This is a genomic window from Marivita sp. S2033 (genome assembly GCF_046592965.1).
GTDB lineage: Bacteria > Pseudomonadota > Alphaproteobacteria > Rhodobacterales > Rhodobacteraceae > Marivita.
The window spans coordinates 19,643-43,699 of sequence record NZ_JBISBV010000011.1; the positions used below are offsets into that span (position 1 = coordinate 19,643).

General features: G+C 61.7%; 22 protein-coding genes and 1 other RNA gene. 15 read left to right on the forward strand and 8 right to left on the reverse strand.

The annotated features are described in order from the left end of the window. Positions 1-58 precede the first annotated feature (58 nt). Positions 59-526 carry a peroxiredoxin gene (locus ACGKZZ_RS14910; RefSeq protein ID WP_411224381.1) on the reverse strand — a complete coding sequence of 156 codons (468 nt, stop codon included), beginning with the start codon at positions 524-526 and terminating at the stop codon, positions 59-61. Positions 527-607: 81 nt separating this feature from the next. Between ACGKZZ_RS14910 and ACGKZZ_RS14915 the strand changes: the two genes are divergently transcribed. From ACGKZZ_RS14915 to ACGKZZ_RS14935, 5 genes are all read left to right on the forward strand, one after another. Continuing rightward, entirely contained in the window at positions 608-3,901 is a 3,294-nt protein-coding gene (locus ACGKZZ_RS14915; RefSeq protein WP_411224382.1) for a DUF3971 domain-containing protein, read from the forward strand. A gap of 107 nt (positions 3,902-4,008) precedes the next feature. Then, positions 4,009-5,403 (forward strand): PAS domain S-box protein, encoded by a 1,395-nt coding sequence (locus tag ACGKZZ_RS14920; protein WP_411224383.1) that lies wholly within the window; start codon positions 4,009-4,011, stop codon positions 5,401-5,403. 102 nt (positions 5,404-5,505) lie between these two features. Beyond that, on the forward strand, positions 5,506-6,552 hold the full coding sequence (gene queA, locus ACGKZZ_RS14925) for a tRNA preQ1(34) S-adenosylmethionine ribosyltransferase-isomerase QueA (protein ID WP_411224384.1): 1,047 nt from the start codon (positions 5,506-5,508) through the stop codon (positions 6,550-6,552). A gap of 131 nt (positions 6,553-6,683) precedes the next feature. Next, on the forward strand, positions 6,684-7,988 hold the full coding sequence (locus ACGKZZ_RS14930; protein WP_411224385.1) for an MFS transporter: 1,305 nt from the start codon (positions 6,684-6,686) through the stop codon (positions 7,986-7,988). Positions 7,989-8,114: 126 nt separating this feature from the next. Continuing rightward, positions 8,115-8,693: a DUF924 family protein gene (locus ACGKZZ_RS14935; protein WP_411224386.1), complete on the forward strand. Its 579-nt coding sequence runs from the start codon at positions 8,115-8,117 to the stop codon at positions 8,691-8,693. A gap of 28 nt (positions 8,694-8,721) precedes the next feature. On the opposite strand, the gene ACGKZZ_RS14940 is transcribed toward ACGKZZ_RS14935, so the two are convergent. The 3 genes from ACGKZZ_RS14940 to ACGKZZ_RS14950 all read right to left on the reverse strand — a co-directional run bounded on the left by ACGKZZ_RS14940 (position 8,722) and on the right by ACGKZZ_RS14950 (position 12,343). Continuing rightward, entirely contained in the window at positions 8,722-9,609 is an 888-nt protein-coding gene (locus tag ACGKZZ_RS14940) for a fructose bisphosphate aldolase (protein WP_411224387.1), read from the reverse strand. An 86-nt stretch (positions 9,610-9,695) separates the two neighbouring features. Next, positions 9,696-11,084 (reverse strand): cytochrome P450, encoded by a 1,389-nt coding sequence (locus ACGKZZ_RS14945; protein WP_411224388.1) that lies wholly within the window; start codon positions 11,082-11,084, stop codon positions 9,696-9,698. Next, on the reverse strand, positions 11,081-12,343 hold the full coding sequence (locus ACGKZZ_RS14950) for a hypothetical protein (protein WP_411224389.1): 1,263 nt from the start codon (positions 12,341-12,343) through the stop codon (positions 11,081-11,083). The genes ACGKZZ_RS14945 and ACGKZZ_RS14950 overlap by 4 nt, the downstream gene beginning before the upstream one ends. Positions 12,344-12,475: 132 nt before the next feature. Between ACGKZZ_RS14950 and ACGKZZ_RS14955 the strand changes: the two genes are divergently transcribed. The 4 genes from ACGKZZ_RS14955 to ssrA all read left to right on the forward strand — a co-directional run bounded on the left by ACGKZZ_RS14955 (position 12,476) and on the right by ssrA (position 14,563). Beyond that, positions 12,476-12,835 carry a DUF4345 family protein gene (locus ACGKZZ_RS14955; protein ID WP_411224390.1) on the forward strand — a complete coding sequence of 120 codons (360 nt, stop codon included), beginning with the start codon at positions 12,476-12,478 and terminating at the stop codon, positions 12,833-12,835. A gap of 65 nt (positions 12,836-12,900) precedes the next feature. After that, positions 12,901-13,800 (forward strand): MBL fold metallo-hydrolase, encoded by a 900-nt coding sequence (locus ACGKZZ_RS14960; protein ID WP_411224391.1) that lies wholly within the window; start codon positions 12,901-12,903, stop codon positions 13,798-13,800. A gap of 9 nt (positions 13,801-13,809) precedes the next feature. Beyond that, complete coding sequence (locus ACGKZZ_RS14965; RefSeq protein WP_411224392.1) at positions 13,810-14,196, forward strand: rhodanese-like domain-containing protein; 387 nt, start codon at positions 13,810-13,812, stop codon at positions 14,194-14,196. 14 nt (positions 14,197-14,210) lie between these two features. Next, positions 14,211-14,563: a transfer-messenger RNA gene (gene ssrA, locus ACGKZZ_RS14970) on the forward strand. 23 nt (positions 14,564-14,586) lie between these two features. Here the strand turns inward: ssrA and ACGKZZ_RS14975 are convergent. Further along, positions 14,587-15,852, reverse strand: a complete 1,266-nt coding sequence (locus ACGKZZ_RS14975) for a SulP family inorganic anion transporter (RefSeq protein WP_411224393.1) — start codon at positions 15,850-15,852, stop codon at positions 14,587-14,589. A gap of 158 nt (positions 15,853-16,010) precedes the next feature. Here ACGKZZ_RS14975 and ACGKZZ_RS14980 point away from each other — a divergent pair, with 158 nt between their 5' ends. The 5 genes from ACGKZZ_RS14980 (at position 16,011) to ACGKZZ_RS15000 (ending at position 19,288) form a co-directional block, all read left to right on the forward strand. Next, a complete protein-coding gene (locus tag ACGKZZ_RS14980; protein WP_411224394.1) occupies positions 16,011-16,658 on the forward strand; it encodes a DUF1194 domain-containing protein in 648 nt (215 codons plus the stop codon). A gap of 93 nt (positions 16,659-16,751) precedes the next feature. Further along, positions 16,752-17,249 carry an SspB family protein gene (locus ACGKZZ_RS14985; protein WP_411224395.1) on the forward strand — a complete coding sequence of 166 codons (498 nt, stop codon included), beginning with the start codon at positions 16,752-16,754 and terminating at the stop codon, positions 17,247-17,249. Between the two features lie 89 nt (positions 17,250-17,338). Next, positions 17,339-18,733, forward strand: a complete 1,395-nt coding sequence (gene fumC, locus ACGKZZ_RS14990; protein WP_411224396.1) for a class II fumarate hydratase — start codon at positions 17,339-17,341, stop codon at positions 18,731-18,733. A 136-nt stretch (positions 18,734-18,869) separates the two neighbouring features. After that, positions 18,870-19,043 (forward strand): DUF4169 family protein, encoded by a 174-nt coding sequence (locus tag ACGKZZ_RS14995; protein ID WP_411224397.1) that lies wholly within the window; start codon positions 18,870-18,872, stop codon positions 19,041-19,043. Continuing rightward, positions 19,040-19,288 (forward strand): ribbon-helix-helix domain-containing protein, encoded by a 249-nt coding sequence (locus tag ACGKZZ_RS15000; protein WP_411224398.1) that lies wholly within the window; start codon positions 19,040-19,042, stop codon positions 19,286-19,288. Before ACGKZZ_RS14995 ends, ACGKZZ_RS15000 begins: the two co-directional genes overlap by 4 nt. On the opposite strand, the gene ACGKZZ_RS15005 is transcribed toward ACGKZZ_RS15000, so the two are convergent. The 3 genes from ACGKZZ_RS15005 to ACGKZZ_RS15015 form a co-directional block, all read right to left on the reverse strand. Further along, positions 19,272-19,721: an RDD family protein gene (locus ACGKZZ_RS15005; RefSeq protein ID WP_411224399.1), complete on the reverse strand. Its 450-nt coding sequence runs from the start codon at positions 19,719-19,721 to the stop codon at positions 19,272-19,274. The two genes, ACGKZZ_RS15000 and ACGKZZ_RS15005, sit on opposite strands and share 17 nt — an antisense overlap. Positions 19,722-19,789: 68 nt before the next feature. Beyond that, positions 19,790-20,212 carry a DUF2852 domain-containing protein gene (locus ACGKZZ_RS15010; RefSeq protein ID WP_411224400.1) on the reverse strand — a complete coding sequence of 141 codons (423 nt, stop codon included), beginning with the start codon at positions 20,210-20,212 and terminating at the stop codon, positions 19,790-19,792. 108 nt (positions 20,213-20,320) lie between these two features. Continuing rightward, positions 20,321-20,788: a YbaK/EbsC family protein gene (locus ACGKZZ_RS15015; RefSeq protein ID WP_411224401.1), complete on the reverse strand. Its 468-nt coding sequence runs from the start codon at positions 20,786-20,788 to the stop codon at positions 20,321-20,323. Between the two features lie 441 nt (positions 20,789-21,229). Between ACGKZZ_RS15015 and ACGKZZ_RS15020 the strand changes: the two genes are divergently transcribed. Beyond that, on the forward strand, positions 21,230-24,052 hold the full coding sequence (locus tag ACGKZZ_RS15020; protein ID WP_411224402.1) for an Rne/Rng family ribonuclease: 2,823 nt from the start codon (positions 21,230-21,232) through the stop codon (positions 24,050-24,052). Positions 24,053-24,057 lie beyond the last annotated feature (5 nt).

Here is a 24,057-nt window from a genome sequence, read left to right on the forward strand (position 1 = left end):
CCCTGATCTTCTCCGGTTCAAAAATACCTCGGGAGTATGAGGGCAGAGCCCTCATGTTTCACAACGCCTTGGCGGCCTCCAGAACCTCTTCGGCGTGGCCCGGCACCTTCACCTTGCGCCATGCCTTGGCAATGCGCCCCTCGGCGTCGATCAGAAAGGTCGACCGTTCGATGCCCATGAATTTTTTGCCATACATGGATTTTTCGGTCCAGACGCCAAAATCCTCGGATGCGGTGCCATGTTCGTCCGACAGCAGCGGGATGGACAGGGCGTGTTTGACCATGAATTTTTCGTGACTTGAAATGCTGTCCTTGGAAATTCCGAACACCTTCACGCCGATCTGGCCGAACTCGTCTTCGAGGGCCGTAAATGCCTCGTTTTCCTTGGTGCAGCCGGATGTGTCGTCGCGCGGATAGAAGAACAGAACCACCGGTGTGCCGCGCAATTCTGACAGGGTGATATCGCTTTCGGTGCCACCCTGCGCGGGCAGGGTGAAGTCGGGGGCCAATTCCAGTGTGTCGCTCATTGCAGTATCCTTTAGAAGAGAACGGGCAGGGTGCCATGTTGCCCAGGCCCGACAGAGTAAACCAAAAGGATGCCGCGTCCAGTGACCGAGCCGCCGGAACAGACCGAGACGCCACTGACACCGCACCGCCGGAGTCGGGCACGCTGGGCCTTGGCCGTCGTGCTGACACTGGTGCTGGCAGTCGGACTCACCGGATGGGCGATGCTCGGACGCAGCCTGTCGGCCCCCGACTGGGTGCGCGACACGGTCGAAACTCGCCTGGCCGACGCGCTACCGGGGTTCCGGGTTCTGTTTGGCGACGTGCAACTGCGGATCGAACGCGATGGAGAGACCCGGATCATCCTGCATGACGTGGATGTGCAAACGGCGTCCGGCGGGCCGGTCGCGGTTCTGTCCAATATCGGGATCGGGCTGGCGGCACAGGATCTGGTCCGGCGCAAGATCGTGCTGCGCGATCTCGCCGTGAACGGCGCGATCGTGACGCTGAAACGCGACCGCTCCGGCGCGCTGGGTCTGGCGCTCGGGGATGCCTTCGCCACCGACGGGGAGGCTCCGGACGTGCCGACACTGGTGGCGCAGATCGACCGGTTGCTGATGGACGAACGTCTGTCGCGGTTGCAGAGCGTCGAGGCCAATGCCCTGACACTGCGGTTCGAGGACGCCCGTGCCCGGCGCGGCTGGACGGTGGATGGCGGTCGGTTGCGGATCGAGCGCAACAATGCGCTGTTGCGCCTGTCGGGGGATTTCGCGTTGCTCGGCGGCGGCGCCACGGCGACGCGATTGCAACTGGATGCCTCCTCGCCCATCGGCGAGACCGAGGTCGGTTTCGGTTTGTCGCTGACCGACATGCCGTCGCAGGATATCGCCACCCAAGGCCCCGCGCTGGCCTGGCTGGGTGCGTTGAAGGCCCCGATCTCGGGCGCGCTGCGTGGCACGATGCGCGGCGATGGCAGCCTGGGTCTGCTCAACGCCAGCCTTCAGATCAACGCCGGCGTGGTGCAACCGGGCCGTGACACGCCGCCGATCCCGTTTGACTCCGCGCGCAGCTATTTCACCTTCGATCCCGATCGCTCGCAGATCGAGTTCACCGAGTTGTCGGTCGACAGCGCGATGGGGCGCGCGTTGGCCGAAGGCCGCGCCACCCTTGAAGGGTTGCGCAACGGCATCCCGTCCGAAATGCTGGGCCAGGTTCGGCTCACGGTGCTGGACATCGCACCCGACATCGTTCTGGACGCGCCGCTGTCGCTGAACGCGGCCGAGGTCGATTTCCGGCTGCGTCTGAAACCGTTCGCACTCGATCTCGGCCGCGTCTGGATAGATGATCCGCAAGTGCCGCTGCGGTTGCAAGGGCGGGTATCGGCGACGGATGCGGCCTGGTCCTATGCGCTTGACGGCGCGATCGGTCGCTTGACACCAGAGGCGCTGTTGCGGCTGTGGCCGGTCTCGATGGTGCCCAAGACGCGCAAATGGGTGGTGGACAATATCCAGAGCGGGCAGGTGCAAAAAGGCCAGTTTGCGCTGCGCTCGCAGGAAAACGCGCGCCCGGTCGTTTATCTGAACGCCGCGTTCGACGGTGCCAGCGTGCGCTATGCCCGCACCCTACCGGTGGTGGAGAACGGTAAAGGCACGCTGACGCTGGATGCCAACCGCTTTGCGGTGCGGGTGAACGAGGGCCAGATCATCCCGCCGCAAGGCGGCGCCATCGACGTGACCGGCAGCACGTTTGTCATTCCCGATACCACCAAACGCCCGGCGGACGGGGAGGTGACAATGGCGGGCGAAGGCTCCATCGAGGCGCTGCTGTCCTATCTTGACAGCCCCAGGCTGGAGATCATGCAAAAGGCCAAGCGTCCGGTGGACCTGTTGTCCGGCCGTGTCCGGTTCGACGGCACGCTTGATCTGCCGTTGAAACGCGGCAACCGCCTGCCTGACATGGTGCTGAACGTCACCGGCCGCGCCAGCGATGTGACAAGCGACACCATCGTGCCGAACCGCAGCCTGACGGCGCAGGCGCTTGACGTGGAGGTGACCAACGAAGCCTTGCGCGTCTCGGGCCGCGCCGAAGTGTCCGGCGTGCCGTTCGAGGGGTCGTGGATCCTGCCCATCCCGGAACCCGGCACGCCCGCGACCGGCAGCACGCTTGACGGGGTCGTCACCCTGTCCGATGACGCCGCCAGGGCGTTCGGAGTGACCTTGCCGGGGGGCATGGTCACGGGGGCCGGACCGGGGCGCTTGCGCGTCGATCTGCGCCGGGGCACTCCACCCGAATTCGAACTGACATCGACATTGAGCGGGATCGGCTTGTCGCTGCCGCCCATCGGGTTCAGCCTGCCGCGCGGCGGCACCGGCGATCTCAGGGTTGCCGGAGTGCTGGGCCGTCCGGTGCAGGTGAATACGCTGGCGCTCGATGTGCCGGGGCTGGAGGCGCGGGGCGCGGTGCGTCTCAACGCCGACGGCTCGCTCGACGCGATCGACCTTCACCGGGTGCGCGCGGGCGGCTGGCTCGATGCGCCGGTCACGCTGGGCGGACGGGGCAAGGGCGCGTCACCATCCGTCACCATTCGCGGTGGCCGGATCGACCTGCGCAACGCGCCGTTCGGTGGCGGCGGCGGTCGGACCGCATCGCAAGGCGCGGTGCCGCTGACACTGGCGCTGGATGGGTTGCAGGTCTCCAACAGCGTGGAGCTGAAGGATTTCCGCGGCACGCTCGTGGCGCGCAACGGCCTGACCGGAGATTTTACGGCCAGCGTCAACGGCAAGGCTCCGATCACCGGAGAGGCGGTGTCGCAGGGGGGATCGACGGCATTCCGCATCCGCTCCGACAACGCGGGCCGGGTGTTTCGCGAAGCCGGTATCCTCAAGACCGTGGCGGGGGGCGACATGTCGCTGGCGCTGGTGCCGGTGTCGGGCCAACCGGGCAGTTATGACGGGGCGCTGGATGTCACCAACACGCGGCTGAGGAACGCGCCCGCAATCGCGTCGCTTCTGGACGCGATCAGCATCGTCGGCCTGCTTGACCAGCTTGATGGTCCGGGCATCCTGTTCACCGAGGTCGAGGCGCGGTTTCGACTGACGCCGGACCGTCTGACCCTGACGCGCTCCAGCGCGACCGGGCCGTCGATGGGGATCTCGATGGACGGCTTGTACAATCTCTCGACGACGACACTGGATTTGCAGGGCGTGCTGTCGCCGATCTTCTTCCTCAACGGGATCGGCAGTTTCCTGACCCGGAAGGGCGAGGGGCTGATCGGTTTCAACTTTACCCTGCGCGGACCGGCCAGCGATCCGCAGGTCGGTGTGAACCCGCTTTCCGCCCTGACACCCGGCATGTTCCGAGAGATTTTCAGACGCCCCGCACCGACGCCGGGGCAGTGATCGCAAAGCCAGAGCGGAAATTGCATCTCTTTGGATTCCGTATTATCCTGCACACACAACGAGATACGCCGACACCGAGTTGTTCGTCCAAGCGCGAGGAATTTTCGATGCCTGCAACGGTGGGTAGAAACGATTTATCCAGCCTACTTGGCGTGCTCAATGCGCTGGATGACGAGATTGTTGTACTTGACGCCTCTGGACACATCCTGGCCGTGAATGCGGCGTGGGACAGGTTCTGCGTCGAAAACGGTGGCGATGTGGAAAGCTGTTCGATCAACAGCAACTACTTGGCGGTTTGCACATCCGCCCAAGGCCCGTCCAGCGCGTCAGCCCAGACCGTAAAGGCTGGCCTTGAAAGGACGCTGCAAACCGGAACCACGTTTCGATGCGAATACCCCTGCGACAGCCCGACAGAAAAGCGCTGGTTCGAACTGACCGCCAACCGCTATCAGCAGAACGGCCGTTCGTACCTGATTCTACAGCACCGCAACATCACCCGCAGACATATCGAGCGCGAAGAGATCGAAGAGTCCTACATCAAGGCCAACGCGATGGCTGCATTGATTGCCACGAGCAGCGATGCCGTCATCAGCTTTGATCTGGAGGGGAAAATCATCACATGGAACGCGGCTGCCGAAAAGCTCTATGGTTACAAGAAGCCCGAAATTCTCGGCCTCTCACTCGAAGTGCTTTACCCCGACACATGGCCCAAGCCAGTCGCTTTTTATCGCGATGAGATTATCGCCGGCAGGCTGGATGATTTCGAAGCGACGCGCGTGGCCAAGGATGGAACGGCGCGCGACGTCTGGATCAGCTGCGCGCCCATTCGCAGCCCCGACGGAGAGGTGATCGCGATCTCGAACATTCATCGCGATATCTCGGAGGTCAGAAACGCAGAGCGTGCGCGCGACCTCATCGCGAACGAGGTGATCCATCGGGCCAAGAACATGTTGAGCGTCGTGATGGCGATCCAGCGCCAGACAGCACGCTCCACCGACTCACTGGAAGACTTCAACAAGAAATTCGGCGCCCGCCTGGCGTCGCTTGCGAAATCGACGGACCTCTTGGTTCACAACGCCTGGACAAGTGTCTCGCTCAGAGACGTCGTGGAGGGCCACCTCGAGCCGTTCACATCTGCCGAAGACACCAAGCGCATCGCGATTGCCGGGCCGCATGTGGACCTGCAACCGGAATTTGTGCAGACGATCGGAATGGCGATCCACGAACTGGCGACCAATTCCGCCAAATACGGTGTCATGAAGCAGGGTGTCGGTGAGGTTGCGATTTCCTGGCATGTCAAGGAAGACGACAGTCTTTTTCAGTTTCGATGGCGCGAAACCGGGATTGCCATTCACGAGAAGGCCGACAGCAAGGGCTTTGGACACACGGTCCTGACCAGCCACGCAACGACGGTCCTGGACGCAGAGGCCACCTATGACATCGGTGCTGACGGGGTCGAATGGAAGTTGGAAGTGCCGCCTGCGCATTTCCATGCGCGCTGAGGCGTCTTTGCTCTTTCTCGCGAGGGCAGGGCGAAATGTGCACTTTTGTTGCGCGTCGGGTTTCGCTATGCGGATTTGCAAAACAGCATAGCGACGGATGACATGCAACTCAGCGATTTCGATTTCGACCTGCCGGACGATCTGATCGCGACCCGGCCCGCCGTTCCGCGCTCCTCGGCGCGGCTTTTGCATGTCGAGGGCGGGGCGATGGTGGACCGGATCGTGCGGGACTTGCCCGATATCCTGCGTCCCACCGACCGTCTTGTGCTCAATGACACCAAGGTCATCCCAGCGCGGCTGTTTGGCGTGCGCAGGCGCGTTGGTCAGGCCGGCCCATCCGAGGCGCGGATCGAGGCAACGCTTCTGGAGCCACGCGCCGACGGGACGTGGTCGGCGTTGGTCAAGCCGTTGAAAAAGCTGCGCGATGGCGAAACGGTGGCGTTTTCGCGCGATCTTTCGGCAACCCTTGAAGGGCGCCGGGACGGTCAGGGGCGCTTGCGCTTCAATCTCAAGGGCGACGATTTCGACGCCGCGCTGGCAGAGGCGGGCGCGATGCCGTTGCCGCCCTATATCGCCGCCAGACGCCCCGCGGATGCACGCGACAAACACGACTACCAGACCGTTTGGGCGCGCCGTGCGGGCGCTGTCGCGGCCCCGACAGCCTCGTTGCATTTCGATGCCGCCTTGCTGGCCGCACTCACCGCGCGGGGCGTGGCGATGACCCATGTGACGCTGCATGTCGGCGCGGGAACCTTCCTGCCGGTCAAGGTCGAGGATGTGACGACCCACAAGATGCACGCCGAATGGGGGCAGGTGTCGATGCAGGCGGCGGCCGAGATTGCGGCCACCAAGGCAGCCGGCGGACGGATCATTCCGGTGGGCACGACCGCATTGCGCCTGATCGAAAGCGCGGCCCGCTCCGGCGAAATCGTGAAATGGGAGGGCAACACGGACATCTTCATCTATCCCGGTTTCCAATTCCAGGTGACCGACGCGCTGATGACGAATTTCCATTTGCCCAAATCGACACTGATGATGCTGGTCTCGGCGCTGATGGGGCAGGAGCGCGTGAAGGACATCTATGCCCACGCCATCGAGCAACGCTACAGGTTCTTCTCATACGGCGACAGTTCACTGCTTGTTCCGTGATCCGATGCGCCGGGCATACCGGAAAGGGTGAAAATAAAGTCGCTCATGTGATTGCGGCTGCCGCTCTGCTGATCTAGCGGGGGGCAACCCGATCCAAAGCGATCGCACCCAAGGCTTGAAGGATCCGGCCCATGTTGAGCGTCATGAAAACGTCTTGGCCCCTCTTGCTGGGGATGTTGCTGCTGATGCTGGGCAATGGTCTGCAAGGGTCACTGTTGGGGGTGCGCGGCAGCGAGCAGGGCTTTTCCTCGGTCGAGATGTCGGTGGTGATGTCGGCCTATTTCGCCGGTTTCCTGATCGCCTCGCGGGTGACGCCAGACATGATCCGGCGCGTCGGCCATGTGCGGGTCTTTGCGGCGCTAGGTTCCTTGGTCTCGGCGGCGCTGTTGCTGTTCCCGACGTTTCAGGATCCGATCGCGTGGGTGATGGGCCGCGTCGTCATCGGCTTTTGCTTTTGCGGTGTCTATGTCACTGCGGAAAGCTGGCTGAACAACTCCTCGACCAACGAAAATCGCGGACAGGCGCTGTCGGCCTACATGATCGTGCAGATGCTGGGCATCATCATCGCGCAAGGGATGCTGGTCATTCCGGACCCGTCGGGGTTCTTGCTGTTCGTGATCCCGTCGGTGCTGGTTTCGATTTCCTTTGCGCCCATCCTGCTGTCGATCTCTCCCACACCGGCATTTGACAGCACCAAGCGGATGACCCTGCGCGAGCTTTATGCGGTGTCGCCGCTGGGCTGTGTCGGCATGTTCCTGATGGGCAGCGTGTTTGCGGCGCAATTCGGCATGGCGGCGGTCTATGCCACGCAATCGGGCTTGCGGCTCAGCCAGATCCCGCTGTTCACGGCGTCGTTTTATGTCGGCGCGTTGATTTTCCAGTATCCGCTCGGCTGGATATCCGACCGCACGGATCGTCGTATCCTGATCGCGGTCTGTGCGGCCTTTGCCGGGCTGGCGTCGATTGTCGGGATGGTGTTCGGCAGCAATTACTACGTCTTGCTGTTTGCAGCCTTCATGATCGGCGGGTTGTCGAACCCGCTCTATTCTCTGTTGATCGCCTATACCAACGACTTTCTGGAATACGAGGACATGGCATCCGCATCGGCGGGGTTGTTGTTCGTGAACGGCACTGGCGCCATTGCCGGTCCGTTGGTGGTGGGCTACGCGATGCAGGTCTTTGGCCCGCCGGGGTATTTCATCCTGCTCTCGGTGGTGTTGATGTTGATGGCGGGCTACGCCGTTTACCGGATGACCCAACGTGCGGCGCCGTCGGTCGACGATACCAACCCGTATCACGCCGTTCTGCCCACCGCGTCGCCGGTGACGATCGAGGTGGCGTCGGAATGGGCGATCGAGACGGCCGAAGCAGAAGCGGAAGCCGAAGCCGAAGCGCAGGAGGCTGGCGAGCCGGGCGTGATGGAAAAAACCGGATAGAAACAATGGATTTGCAAGAGTTTATTCATGTGTCGGCACTGACATGAATTGTGACTGTCTGGTCGGGGCGATCTTGGCTAGGCTGAAGTCACAGTGGAGGAGTGCGGAGCAGATCTGGAGAGTGAGATGGTTACGCCTGACGATGTGATGAGTTTCTGGCTGGACGAGGTCGGTCCGGACGGGTGGTACAATGCTTCGGCCAAGCTGGACGATACGGTTCGAGAGCGGTTCGAGGACGCGTGGCAAGATGCCGTGAACGGCAAATACGACCAGTGGTTGTCAAATTCCTCTGGCGCGTTGGCCTATATCATCCTGCTCGACCAGTTTCCGCGCAACATGTTCCGTGGATCGGGCAAGGCATTTGCGTCCGACAAGCTGGCTCTGGCCGCCGCGAAGCAGGCGATTGGCCGACATTGGGATATGAAGGTTGATGAGCCCGCGCGCCAGTTTTTCTACATGCCGCTGATGCATTCGGAAAACCTGTGCGATCAGGACCGCTGTGTGCGCCTGATGCTGGATCGGATGCCGCAAGGGGGCAAAAGCAACTTGTTGCACGCCCGCGCCCACCGAGAGGTCATCCGCCAGTTCGGCCGCTTTCCCTATCGAAACGAGGCGTTGTCACGCCATTTCACGCCGTCCGAGCGTGATTACGTCAAGCATGGCGGCTATGGATCGACGGTCAAGGAATTGCAAAAGGCCGGCTGACCTATGTCGCCGCCGGCCTTGCGCGGTGTTACTTTGACGCGTTGTAGATCTTGTCGATATTGCTGCCCAGGGCGGCGTTGAATTCCGCGTCGGATTGCTGCGCCGACAGGCCTTCTGCCAAAGCGCGCGAGAAACTGGCGATCATCTTGTCGTTGCGTGCCAGTCGTTTGCACGCGTCGTCGGTCGTATAGCCGCCCGACAGCGCCACGACGCGCAGGACGCGGGGGTGTTCGGCCAGTTCGATGTACAGGCCGTCTTCATCCGGAATCGTCAGTTTAAGCATCACATTCATGTCGTCGCTCAACGCTTTGAGTTCAGAAAGAATTTCCTCTTTCAGAATGTCTTCGGCCTCGGCCTTCGTGGGGCTGTTGATGTCGATTTCGGGCTCGATGATCGGAACCAGCCCGGCCGCGCAAACGGTGCGCGCGACCTCGAACTGTTGCGCCACGTTCGCCTTGATGCCCGTCGCATCCGCGTCGAAGATGACCGAGCGTTCCTTGGTGCCGAAGATGCCAAGCGATTTGGCGTCTGCCAGCAGCGCCTCAAGTCCCGGCATCGGCTTCATCAGCTGAACGCCGTTTGCCTTGTCTTCCAGCCCCTTGTCGATCTTGAGAAACGGCACCACGCCGCGATCCTTCCACAGGAACTCCGGCACCGGTTTGCCATTGACGGTATCGCGCATGGTGCGCTCGAACAGGATCGCGCCGAGGATCTTGTCTGATGTGAAGTCGGACGCTGTCATGATGCGGCAGCGCATCTCGTGGATGCGGGCGAACATCTCGTCTTCGCTGGAATAGGCGTCGTCGTCGATCCCGTAGAGGCGCAGGGCCTTGGGTGTCGAGCCACCGCTCTGGTCAAGCGCTGCGATAAAGCCCGCGCCGGTTGCAATGCGGTCTGCCTTGGCGGTGTCGGTCATGTGAGATCCCCAAACTGAATGGCTGTGCTGGTGCGGTGGTAGACCAGGTGGCCGAAAAAAGATAGAGGCAGGTCAGATGGTTAGCGCTAACCGGATGCGCAATTCGCATGATCTGTGGCCGCGTGGTCTCTGAGGTGCGCCCGCAGCCAGATGCCGTCACGCGCGCGCACCGTTAGATGGGCGACCGGCGCGGGTGTTTTGCCCTCGACCGGCGCCAGTGCCACATCGCGCAACAGCATCGACAGCAAGAGCGGCCCCTCGGCCATCGCGAAACCCGCGCCGGGGCAAACGCGGCGACCGGCGCTGAACGGGAGATAGGCGTCGCGGGCGGATTGACGGGCGTCCTCGGTCTGCCAGCGTGCGGGATCAAAGGCGTCGGGGTTGCTCCAGAGACGCGTGTGGCGGTGCAGGTGCCACGGGCTGAGCACCATCTGCGCGCTTTTCGGAATGGTGCGTTTGCGGAACGTCTCGGATTGCGTTGCCTCGCGCACCATCATCGGCACGGGCGGATAGAGGCGCAGAGTTTCGCGGAACACATCGCGGCTGGTGGTCAGGCGTTTGACGTGGCTTGGGTCGTGCAAAGCGGCGGCTTCGGTTGCGATGGCGTCTTGCCACTCCGGATTGGCAGCGCAGAGGTAAAGCGCCCATGCAAGCGCGCTGGCGCTGGTTTCGTGACCGGCCAGAAAGAAGATCGCCACCTGATCGACCATGTCCTCCAGCGTGAACGTATCTCCGGTTTCGGGATCGGGCGTCGTCATGATGCGGGTGGCGAGGTCATCGGGCGCGGTGCCGTTCTGGATCGCTTGCATCCGCTGTCTGGTCAGATCGGTGATCAGCGAACGGATGCGGGCGGCGGCGCGTTTGGTGTCTTTGCGGTGAAAGCGCGGCATCCAGCGCGGCAGGGGCAGAAGCGCGGCCAGGTTCAGGATCGGCTGGCTGCGCTGGTAGGCGCGGAACTCGGTGAATACCTGCGCCGCTGTCGCATCCTCGATCGGGATCGAAAACAGCGTGCGGAAGATCACGTCAGCGGCGGCGTGGCTGGCAATTTCTTCGACCTCGATCGGGGTGCCGTTCGCGGTTTGCGCTTTGACGCGGGCCACCATCGCCTGTCCGGCGTCCCACATCGCGGGCAGGGCGTGCGTGAGCCGTCCGCGCTCGAACGCGGGGTCGATGATGCGGCGCTGGCGTTCCCATGTCGCGCCGTTGGTCAGGAACACCGACTGACCGAGCAGCGGGCGCAACCCTTCGCTGATGCGGTTCGATTTGGGAAAGTCGCGAGGCCTCTCACGCAGGATGGTGCGTATCAGATCGGGATCGTTGACAAGGTAGGAGCGAAAGAACGGTGTGCGGAACTCTGCCATCCACGCAGCGTAAAGCCGGGCGGGCTGGGCTGACAGGATATCCTTTCGGAACAGGCGCATATAGCGCCAGAGCGATACCTGATCGGGGCGCGCTTCGGGCTTGGGCGGGATCACGGCGTCACTGAGGTGTATTTCGACACCGCAACGTCGATCCGGCTTTTGGAGGGTGGCCGACCTGCATAGCGCTGGCCAAGCGTCAGTGGACCGGCGGTGATCTGGAAATAGTCATAATCATGCGGCTGGTCGAACGCGCAGAGATACTGAAAATGCAATCGGAAGAACTTGCGCCGCAGCTCTTGCCAGCGCTCTGGCGACAGGGTGCGCGAGAATTGCGCCGAAAAGACCAGCGGCCATTGCTTGTCGCGGGTGGCGACACCCGACACGCCGACCGGATCGCAGAGCGCAAAGGAGCAGCCGTCGCCGGGGGCGGTGACGTCGATCCAGACGATCTCGTCACGCTCGGACAGGAATTGCAGATCGGCGCGCAGCTTGTGAGCGTCGGGCAGGAACGACACCATCGGGATCACCTGACCGAGGCTGAGAAACGACAGGGCCGGGCGTGCGGGCAGATCCGGCATGGCGCGCAGCAGATCGGCAAGGATCGACACCGCGAGATGCGCGCCCGAGGAATGGCCGACCACCAGCACCTCGTCGTAATCGTCTTGCAGCGCAGCGGCGATGATGTCGCGAAAGCTGTCCATGCGGGTTTGCAATTCGGGCGGCGTCGCGCCGTTATGGGCGGCGGAAAAGGCGAAATCATGCATCAGGTAATAGGCGAAGATGCGGTTGTCGTTGGCCTTGAACCAGCGCAGGACCAAGACCGCGATGACAAAGAACGGCCCCCAGTAAACCAGCGCCGCGCCCCAGCGGGCCACCGCGCCGTCGCCAATGGCCCAGAGCGCCAGCGCGCGCAGCACGCTGGAGAGCGCCCAGCCGACCAGATGCGCCGCCAGCAGGGCGACGATGAATTGCAACAGCAGAACGCCGATCGGGAAGAGCGCTGCGATCAACGGGCCTTTGGGCAGGACAGCCAAACGGCGCAAGGTGCCTGATGCGATATACGTCCAGCTGGTGCGCAAGAGCTGCCAGTAGGTGGCGGGGATGCTGTTTGACATGCTGTCCCGCACGATGTCGGACCAGAGCAGCACCTCGAAATCCGCTGTTACCCGCGTGTCGTCGATCAGGCCCGAAGCGTGCCAGCCGAAACGTCCGTCCTGTCCGCCTGCCTCGACATGCAGGCCATAGTCCGAAATCCCGGCCTGCGCGGCGCCTTCGGTCCGGTAAAGCTCGCGGTAACGGCGGGGCGGAAACGGATCGTAGCCGGGGATGTAGAACACCTTGCGGCGGCGTACGGAGGTGGACGAGGCGGACATGGGCGCGGGCTGCTTTGATATTTTGCGGGAACACTAGCAGTGCCACACAAATGCGCCAATTGTTTGGTGGCTTTTCGGGGCGGCGCGCTAGGTGGGAGTTGAAGACCATCCGCAGCAACAAAAGGAACCGCCATGCTCGACTTGTTCAACATCATCTCCGCGCTCTTGACCATCGCATTGGGCGGATTCGGATTTCTGGCCCCGCGTTATACCGCTGGGGTGCTCGATCTGACGACCGACGGGTCGAACATGGGATTGTCGGAATTGCGCGCCTCGGCGGGGGGGCTGTTCATCGGGCTTGCGGGCGCATGCCTCATTCTCGGCGCGCCGCTGGCCTATGCGATGCTCGGGTTTGCCTATCTCGGTGCGAGCGCCGGGCGGACGATTTCGCTGATCCTCGACAAGCCGCCGTTTCGCAAGGCGGCGCTTTATCTGGCGTTCGAGGTCGTGCTGGCGGCCTGGTTGATCCTGGCGAACCTGCCGCTGGCGTAATGGGTGCAAAAGCTCCTTGAGGAACCATTCGAAGTTTGGAATGTTTCTGTCGAAAGGAGGGTTTTATGACACTGACAAAACACAACCCGTCCAACGGTTCCGGATCAGCCGACGTGACGGGGTTCTATGACGAGGATACTGGCAGCATCCAGTATCTTGTCGGCGACCCCGCCACGCGCAAGGCAGCGGTGATCGACGTTGTGATGACGTTTGATCCCCAGAGCGCGTCCACCGACAGCACCAGCGCAGAGGCGATCGTGGATCACGCCAGGGACAAAGGTTGGGAGATCGAATGGGTGCTCGACACCCACCCCCATGCCGATCACCTGATGGCGTCCGACTTTCTGAAACGGACATTGGGCAAGCCCAATGCGATTGGCGAAAAAGTGGCCGAGATCGCAGAGCTTTGGCGGGATTATTACCACATGCCGGATGCGTTTGCGCCGGAGCGCGACTTTGACCATCTGTTTGCCGATGGCGACACGTTCCAGATCGGGTCTCTGCAGGTGCGGGTGTTGCTGTCGCCCGGACATACGCTGGGATCGATCACCTATGTTGTCGGAAACGATGCGGCCTTCGTGCATGATACGTTCATGCAGCCCGATGTTGGCACCTCGCGCGCCGATTTTCCCGGCGGCACCGCGGCAGAGCTTTATGATTCCCTGCAAGAGATCCTGTCACTGCCGGACAAGACCCGGTTGTTCATCGGGCATGACTACGGCACCGGTGACCGCGAAGCTCCTGAATGGGAATCGACCGTGGCCGAGCAGAGGCGCGACAACGCGCATATCGGCGGCGGTGTGTCCAAGGAGGCCTATGTCGAAAAGCGCGAGGCGCGCGACAAGACGCTGGCGCTGCCCGACCGGATGCTGCACGTCTTGCAGATGAACCTGCGCGCGGGGCAATTTCCCGAGGCGGAATCCGACGGGCACAGCTATCTGAAAATTCCAATGAACCGATTTTGAAAGGAGCGCATGATGGAGAGCGAAAAGACCGAGAATGGCGTATTGGAGCACTGGACGCCTGAAGAGGTGTCAAAAGCGTTCGACAATGACGAGATCATCCTGATCGACGTGCGCACGCCGCAGGAATTCAGCTTTGAGCGCATCGGCGGCGCGCTTCTGGCACCGATGCAGGCGTTCCAGCCGGGGCATATGCCGGGGCAATCGGACAAGCGGATCGTCTTTCACTGCGGGTCCGGCGTGCGGTCGTCCAAGGTGGCTGGAATGTGCCTGGCGCATGGGATGGACAGGATCGCGCACATGAAAGGCGGCTTTGGAGCATGGAAAGACGCCGGGCTGACCTATACCGGAACCGACATGTCGTCGGGCGCGCCCAAGGACATGAAAAAAGAGGGATGAATTTCATTCCGAAACCCCTTGAATTTCACGCGCCAAGGGCCGATATTCAGACTGTTCCCGCAAGGGGACTATGAACATAAACGCGCTCGCAATAAGCGGATCGGACCCGGGGGCGGTACCCGGCGTCTCCACCAACAACCCGTTCATTTGGCGGTCATGGGGACGAAATAGGATCGACGAACGTCTAAAGGGGTTAGCTTTGTTTCGGCGGGGTGCCACCGTATCGGCCCGAAAAGTACAATTGCAAATGACAATCGTGCTCCGGTAGCGCTCGCTGCGTAAGCAGTGGGTAACACCGAAACTTAAGCCCTTGCGCCTAGCAGCGTAAGGCGGGGTTCGCAGGCACCTGGCAACAGAAGCCTGCACTTTCCTCCATTCCGGCAGATGCGATCACCGCTCGGGCGGTGTCCAGTCTTTCTCCATCTCGACATTATGGCGGCGCAGTCGCAGGGCAAGGCCGACGGTCACGCCAACGCCGATCGCCACCGTCAGATCGGCAAACACCGTTAGCACCAGCGTCAGGACAAGAAGAACGCGGTCCGATACGCGGGTCTGCATGTAGCCGCGCCATTTGTGCGGCTCGGTCATGTTCCAGGCCGTCAGAAGCAGCAATCCGGCAAGTGCCGGCATGGCAAGATAGCCCGCCAAGGGCGCGGCGAGCAGCATCACCAGCAAGATGGTCAGCGCATGAACAATGCCGGCGACCGGGGTTTTCCCGCCGGCGCGCACGTTGGTTGCGGTGCGCGCGATGGCTCCGGTGGCGGGCAGGCCGCCGAACAGGGCCGAGCCGATATTGGCAAAGCCCTGCGCCAGGACTTCGGCGTTCGGCCTGTGATCGCCGCCGATCATCTTGTCCGCCACGATGGCCGACAGGAGCGATTCGATGCTCGCCAGAAACGCAATGACAAGCGCAGAGGGCAGCAGCTCGATGGCGCGCTCGAGCGAAATCTCGGGAAGCGCCGGACGGGGCAGGGTGCTTGGCAGCGCGCCGAACTGCGAGAAGATCGTATCGACCGGCAACGCGACCCAGGCGACCAGCGCAGATGTCAGTCCGACGGCCAGGATCAAGCCCGGCATTTTCGGAGCCAGGCGACGCAGCGCGACGATACACACCATCGTCGCCAACCCGATGCCCAGAGCGTAAAGATTGACGCTGTCGCGCGCCGACCAGAGCACTTGCATTTTGGGAATGAACTCCGCCGGAACGTCGGAGGCCGACAAGCCGAACAGATCCTTGATCTGGCTTGCCGCGATGATGATCCCGATGCCGATCGTAAAGCCGGTGATCACAGGTTCGGGGACGAATGCGACGAGATTGCCTGCCCGCAGAACACCTGCGGCCAGCATGATCAGCCCTGCCATGAAGGTCGCAAGGACAAGCCCGTCGTACCCGTATTCCGCAATGACGCCGAACACCACCACGATGAACGCGCCCGTCGGGCCGCCGATCTGCACCCGGCTGCCGCCCAGAAACGAAATCAGGAAGCCCGCGACGATGGCCGTCACCAGGCCTTTGTCAGGCCCGGCCCCGGATGCGATGGCAATGGCCAGACTGAGCGGCAGCGCGACCATCGCGACCGTGACCCCAGCGATCAAGTCGCTGGTGAATTGTCCGCGATCATACGTGCGCAAGGTTGTCAGGATTTTTGGCGTCATGCCATCAGCTACCCCCGCAGGTCACAGGGTTTCAACCTTTCAAATAGGCACGCAGCCGTTCGGGTGCGGTTGCGCTGCGCGTCGTCTTTGATCGTCAATCGCTCGGCAAGCGCACAGAACGCCTTGACGCCACCGGCGCAGCTTGCGTCAATGCGGGTATGCTGTCGCGTGCCTTTCTCGTCGCCCTGTGTCTGGCGCAACCCGCCCATGCCTGCCGCACGGCGCTTGTGCTGGCGATGGATGTGTCGAACTCGGTCGATCCCGGAGAATTCCGGTTGCAGATCGACGGGCTTGCGGCGGCGCTGCGCGATCCGGAAATCGCCGAAATCCTGGTGCGCGATCAGGTTGCGCTGAGTGTCTTGCAATGGTCGGGCGCCGATGCGCAGGATGTCAGCCTTGGCTGGACTCAGATGCTCAGCACGTCGCATGTGCAGCTTTTCGCAAACGCGGTGCAACAGGTGCCGCGTGCCTTTGTGATGTCAAACACCGCCCCCGCCGAAGCGCTGGGCGCGGCGTTGACGCTTTTGGAGAGCAGCCCCAATTGCACCCGTCAGGTGATTGATGTGTCCGGCGACGGCACGCCCAATGCGGGAGGTGAAGTTGCCAAGATGCGCAACGCCGCAGAACTGCGGGGCGTGATCGTCAACGGGCTGGCGATTGAAAGCCTCGGGCGGGCGATCACAAATTACTATACCCGAACGCTCATCACGTCGGGCGGTTTCGTGGAGACGGCGCAGGGCCATCGCGACTATGCGCGTGCAATCCGCCGCAAGATCCTGCGCGAGATCAGCGCACTTTTCGGATGAGGTTTTTCCGGGATTTCGCCGAATTTGCGGCACCGTTGCCCTTTTGTTTTCAGTTTTATCGAATATGATCGTGACAGAAACGGGGGGCCTTGAATGACGACTGGCATCAACTACGGCAATCTGATGCATCAGGCGATGCGCGGTTTGATCCGCACCTTGCTTGAGGACGTGCTCGAGAACGGCCTGCCGGGCGACCACCATTTCTTCATCACCTTCGATACCGGCAATCCGGATGTGGAAATCGCGGATTGGCTGTCGGATCGCTATCCCGGCGAAATGACCGTCGTGATGCAGCATTGGTATGACAATCTGGAGGTGACCAAGGACGGCTTTGCGGTCACGCTGAACTTCGGCGACGCGCCGGAGCGTCTGTATATCCCGTTCGACGCGATCCTGACCTTTGTCGATCCGTCGGTTGAATTCGGTCTCCGCTTCGAGAGCACGGAAGCCAAGGATGACGACGAGGCTCCGGTGCCGGCACCGCGCCCGGTGGAAAGCACACCCGAGAAGGGCGCGCACGTCGAGCCGGATACGCCGAACCCCAAGCGCAAGGACGCGGAAGTCGTCAGCCTCGACACGTTCCGCAAGTAACTCCGCCATCCACCCTGCGCCAGTTTGACAATTGCTCCGCGCGGAAGTTGCCGCTAAACGGCATGCAACCGCATACCGAGGAGTCGCTCATGGCACAAACCCGCACAGAATCCGACAGTTTCGGCCCGCTCGAGGTGCCGTCCGACAAGTACTGGGGCGCGCAGACGCAGCGTTCGATCATGAATTTTCCCATCGGTTGGGAAAAGCAGCCGATTGCCATCGTGCGCGCGCTGGGCGTGATCAAGAAAGCCTGCGCGCAAGCCAACAAGGCGTCGGGCGCGCTGGATGCCAAGCTGGCGGACGCCATCATTCAGGCGGCAGGCGAGGTGATTGACGGCAAGTTTGACGACAATTTCCCGCTCGTCGTCTGGCAGACCGGGTCGGGGACGCAATCCAACATGAATTCCAACGAGGTGATCGCCAACCGCGCCATCGAGATCCTTGGCGGCGAGATCGGCAGCAAAGACCCGGTGCATCCGAACGACCATTGCAACATGGGGCAGTCTTCGAACGATACGTTCCCGACCGCGATGCATATCGCCACCGCGATGAGCGTGCGCGACGTGCTGATGCCGGGGCTGGAAAAGCTGGCGGCCGCGCTGGAGCGCAAGGCGGACACGTTCAAGGACATCATCAAGATCGGCCGCACCCACACACAAGACGCCACTCCGCTGACGCTGGGTCAGGAGTTTTCCGGGTATGCGCATCAGATCCGTCAGGGAATCGCGCGCGTCGAAGCGGCCATGCCGGGCATTTACGAATTGGCGCAGGGCGGAACGGCGGTCGGCACCGGGTTGAACACCAAGAAGGGCTGGGGCGAGACCGTGGCGGCGAACATGGCCGAGATCACCGGACTGCCCTTCGTCACCGCTCCCAACAAGTTCGAAGCCCTGGCCGCGCATGACGCGATGGTGTTCCTGTCCGGAGCCTTGGCGACCGTGGCAGGCTCCTGCTACAAGATCGCCAACGACATCCGCTTTCTCGGCTCGGGGCCGCGTTCGGGGCTGGGTGAATTGATCCTTCCGGAAAACGAACCGGGAAGCTCGATCATGCCGGGCAAGGTGAACCCCACGCAGGCCGAGGCGCTGACGCAGGTCGCGGCTCATGTCATGGGCAATGACGCCGCAATCAAGTTCGCCGGTTCCCAGGGTCATTTCGAGCTCAATGTCTACAACCCGATGATGAGCTATAACCTGTTACAATCCATCCAGCTTCTTGGCGATGCGACCGACAGCTTTACCGAGCGGATGCTTTCGGGGATCGAGGCGAACGAGCCGCGGATCGACAAGCTGATGAAGGAGTCCCTGATGCTGGTGACGGCTCTGGCGCCGACCATCGGCTATGACAACGCGACCAAGGTGGCCAAGATGGCGCACAAGAACGGAACGACGCTGAAAGAAGAGGCGGTTGCGCTGGGCTTTGTCGATGCGGAGACCTTTGACAAGGTGGTGCGGCCCGAAGACATGATCGGTCCGAAGGATTAACGGTGTTGTGTGAGTATTTGGAAAGAGAAGAAGGGCGGGCGCATGTTTCGCTCTTCTTCTCTTCGAAAATACTCAAATTCACCTTGGCCGTGCGACGGACACTGGAAATCGGCGCGCGGTGCTGTAGGCTGGTGACATGAGCAAGGTGACCAATCTCAACCAGGTGCGAAAAGCCAGGGCGCGCGATGAAAAGCGCGTGCAGGCGGATCGCAATGCAGTGAGCTTCGGGCGCAGCAAGGCACAGAAGGCCGAGGCCGCCGCGCAGGCAGCCAAGGCGACGCGCGATCTGGACGGCAAGAAGCGGACATGAGTGGCCGACCGGTCAAGCGGTCGCTGACCCTGCGGGGACACCGCACCAGCGTCTCGCTTGAGGATGCGTTCTGGCAGGCATTTCGCGACATCGCCGCCGAACGCGGAACGCCGATCAACGCGCTTGCGGCGCGGATCGACGAGGAGCGGGACATCGATGTCGGCTTGGCCTCGGCGATCCGGGTGTTCGTGTTGACGCATTACCGCCTGAGAGAACCTGACACGGCGATCACGCGCGGCGATTGATCATCACGGTGCCAAGGATCATGTCGGTCAATCCCTGGCCGCGTTCCGTCAGGAACATCATCGCGATCGAGATCAGTTGCAGCGGGAAAACCGACATCGACACGGTATAGCCGAGCGTGTGCAGGAAGGCCTGGCCGGTGTCGAGACGGTTGCCATGCGCGTCACGCAACTCGATGGCCATTGCGCGCATGCCCCATGTCGCCGATCCGCCCGAGATCGTCGCGACCCGGTAGATGAAGCCGGTCACGAAGAACAGGAAGGACAGGAAGAACAATCCGATGAAAGCGGTCATCACGATGACCGGCACCAGAAGGACAACGATCAGCACTGTGTCGATGACCCAGGCCAGCCCGCGTTTCAGCACGACGCTGTCGTAAAATTCGGGCTGGGCAACCGGATCGGGAAGAAGAGAATAACTTTGGGACGCGTACATGCGGGGGCCTGTGTGTTGCTGTGGTGTCAGGAAGCGGCCCCGCCACGGGACCGCTTTACGAGATTGGATCAGGCGTCTTCGGGTTCGCGGGCATCTTGCGCGGCTTTTGCGCGCTCGTCCATGAACTCGTCGAACTCGGCCTTGTCCTTGGCTTCGCGCAGACGTTCGAGGAAAGCTTCGAAGTTTTCCTGTTCTTCCTCAAGCCGACGCAGTGTCTCGTTCTTGTAGGCGTCGAACGCGACGTTGCCGGATGACCGCATGGTGGTGAATTTGGGGGACATGCGGCGGCTGCGACTGCAGGATGTGTTGAACATGCGTTTGCTCCAGATCATATAGGCGAGGACGGCGAGGCCGACCGGCCAGAAAAAGACGAAGCCGAGGACCATGACGGCGATCCAGGCGCCCTTGCCCTTGTTGTCGAGCCACGCCTCGGCGCGGCTGAACCAACCCATGCGGGCAGGGTAGGATGCGGGAGAGGCGAATGTGCTCATGTGAAACTCCGTTGTTTGCGTGATGTGAATGTCTTTCACATTAAAGAAATCGGAACTATCGGCATTCATTGCAAGAGTGAATGTGAACGTTTTTTACATTTATCGAATTTATGATGTAAATTCATAGACTTGCGCATGAGAAATTTTCATCAAGATGGCCGGATCAACGGCGAAAAGATGACGCGGCGTGCCCGCAGCGGCCCACAGCGAGTCGAATTCCAGCAACTTTGGGTCCATCCATGCGCGGATCGGGTTCAGATGACCGATCGGGGCCACGCCGCCGATCGCAAAGCCGGTTTGCTGGCGGATCAACCCGGCGTCTGCCTTGCCAAGCGGCGCGCCTGCGCAGGCAGATGCCTTGCGCGCCTCGACCTGATTGCCCCCCGCGGTGAGAAACAGGACCACTTCTTCGCGATCGGCCACTTGGAAAATGATGGATTTGACGATCTGGTCGATATGGCAGCCCACGCTGGCGGCAGCGTCCTGAGCCGTGCGCGCCACATCGACTTCGCGGATATCGACCGGTAAATCGGCATCTTCCAATGCTGCGCGCACGCGGTTGAGGCTCTTGCTCATTGGCTCATAATCTTTCTTCAGCGGCTCTCGGCCTCTCATATGGTATGCAAGAGATGCGTAAAAGATGACTTTGCCATTGTGCTGAACACCACTCTGCCCTTATGTTAGAAGGATCCCGACCCGCTGTGCGGTTCTCGGGATCAAGAGTTTCGCTGTTCTGAACATCGGCAAAATGTCCTGAGTTCAGAACAGGCTGATTTGGCCGCAAGGCCTTCTATACAAGCCTGGGGTTTTCGCAACGTCAGGTTCGCAACGGACGCAGCCGGTCATCGGTTTGCGTCGGAGAACAAACGCGATGAAACGCGCGCAGGATACGAGGCTAGAGCAACGGGGCATTTCACCCCGGCCAGCCGCTGCGCCATTTTTCGCCTTAACAAGACACACCCGACCCCGCCCGTTTCTGACAAATTCAGGGCGGTTGCGGCTGTGCATACGGAATTTATGCCTAAGAAAATGCTTATCGATGCCACCCACGCGGAAGAAACCCGCGTCGTGGTGGTCGACGGAAACAAGGTCGAGGAATTTGATTTTGAGTCCGAAAACAAACGCCAGCTTGCCGGCAATATCTATCTCGCAAAGGTAACGCGGGTCGAACCGTCGCTTCAGGCGGCGTTCATTGATTACGGCGGCAATCGTCACGGGTTTCTGGCGTTCTCGGAAATCCACCCCGATTATTACCAGATCCCGGTCGCGGATCGCGAAGCGCTCATGGAAGAAGAGCGGCTTTACGCCGAATCTCAGGCCAAGCGCGACGATGAAGACGAAAAACCCAAGTCCCGCCGCGGGCGGAGCCGGAGTAAATCCAAAGCCGCCAAGGCCGACAGCGACGACGCGGTCGCCACGAAGGATGTCTCGGACGACATCTCGGGTATGGAAACCATCGACCTGAGCGACGACGGCGACGACGACGAGGGTCTGTCACCGATGGAAACCGTCGCCGACACGCCGGTCGAAGAGCCGGAGGGCAACGGGTCGAACGGCGCGGATCAAAACGGGTCCGACGACGACGATGATGACGATGACGAGCCCCAGCCCGCCGACAAGGACGAGAGCATCGAGTCGGTCGCCGATGACGACACGCACGACGATATCCGCCCGCGCCGCAAGACCCGTCCCAAGCGCTACAAGATCCAGGAAGTCATCAAGGTGCGCCAGATCCTTCTGGTGCAGGTCGTCAAGGAAGAGCGCGGCAACAAGGGTGCCGCACTGACGACGTACCTGTCGCTGGCGGGACGTTACTGCGTTCTGATGCCCAACACCGCACGCGGCGGCGGGATCAGCCGCAAGATTACCAACGCGCCCGACCGCAAGAAGCTCAAGGAAATCGCAACCTCGATTGATGTGCCGCAAGGTGCGGGGCTGATCATCCGCACTGCCGGGGCCAAGCGCACCAAGACCGAGATCAAGCGCGATTACGAATACCTCCAGCGCCTGTGGGAGCAGATTCGCGAACTGACGCTGAAATCCATCGCACCGGCGAAGATTTACGAGGAAGGCGACCTGATCAAACGCTCGATCCGCGATCTGTATAACCGCGATATCGACGAGGTTCTGGTAGAGGGCGAACGCGGCTACCGCATCGCCAAGGACTTCATGAAGATGATCATGCCGTCCCACTCCAAGAACGTGAAACACTATGTCGATCCGATGCCGCTTTTCGCGCGTCATCAGGTGGAATCCTATCTCTCGGGGATGTTCAACCCGACGGTTCAACTGAAATCCGGCGGCTACATCGTGATCGGCGTGACCGAGGCACTGGTGGCCATCGACGTGAACTCGGGCCGCGCCACCAAGGAAGGCTCGATCGAGGAAACCGCGCTCAAGACCAACCTTGAGGCTGCCGAGGAAGTGGCGCGCCAGTTGCGTCTGCGTGACCTTGCGGGCCTCATCGTGATCGACTTCATCGACATGGACGAGCGCAAGAACAACGCCGCCGTCGAGAAGCGCATCAAGGACAAGCTCAAGGATGACCGCGCGCGCATCCAGGTGGGCCGCATCTCGGGCTTTGGCCTGATGGAGATGAGCCGCCAACGCCTGCGCCCCGGCATGATCGAGGCGACGACGCAGCCATGCCCAAGCTGTCACGGAACAGGATTGATCCGGTCGGATGACAACATGGCGTTGCAGGTTCTGCGCCAGATCGAGGAAGAGGGCGTGCGCCGCCGCTCGCGTGAAGTGCTGGTCACCTGTCCGGTGTCGATTGCCAATTTCCTGATGAACCAGAAGCGGGAACACGTGGCGCAGATCGAGGCGCGCTACGGATTGTCGGTGCGCATCGAGGGCGACGTGCATCTCGTCAGCCCGGATTTCTCGTTGGAGAAATTCAAGACAGCAACCCGCGCGGTGCCTGAGCCAGTGTCGCATGTGGTTTCGGTGGACACTTCGCTCATGGATCAGATCGACGAAGACGCGGCCGAGGAAGAGGACGATGACGACGATCAGACCGACGCGTCTGACGAATCCTCTGACGACAACGATCAGAAATCCAAGAAACCGCGCCGCCGTTCGCGCCGTGGAGGACGGGGTCGCAACCGCAACAGCAACAACCGCAACCGTCAGGATGGCGGAGACAACGGTGATAACGGCAACAACGGTGACAACGGGTCGGATGACGACAGGTCGTCAGACACAAAGACGCCGAAGGAGCCAATCGCTGCCAAGTCGGAAGATGCGCCGGTTCAAGCGGCGGGCGAAACGTCCGCAGATGCGCCGACCAAGGCGAAGTCAAAGCCGACGACGCGCAGCCGGAGCAAGAAGGATCAGGACGAGGCGTTGGCTGAGAAAGCCGCTGGCGATGATGCGACGATAGCGGAGGCGCCTGCGGCCAAGAAGCCAAGCACCCGCAAGGCACCTGCGTCAAAGAAGAAGACCGAAGCCGAAGCGATGGACGCCACGTCCGGCGACGCGGCCAAGGACGCTCCCAAGAAGAAACCGTCGACACGGTCGCGCAAGAAGCCCGAGCCTGTAGATGGTGCCAATGAAGGTGCGGCGGACGACAAGAAGCCCGCCAAGAGCACGCGTGCGAAACCCAAGCCCAAGGCCGAACCCGAGACCGTATCGAGTGATGCCGCTCCGGTGGCCGAGGTGATCGGCGACGCCGTGCCGGTGGCCGAAGTTGAACGCGCCGAGCCTCAAGCGACACAACAGCCGGCCAAGTCAGAGCCGCAACCGGCCAGTGCACCCGCCGCGCAAGGCAGTTCGGATGCGTCGGATGATGACGAGCCGAAGAAAAAGCGTCGCGGTTGGTGGTCCTTGGGCCTCTGAGCCGA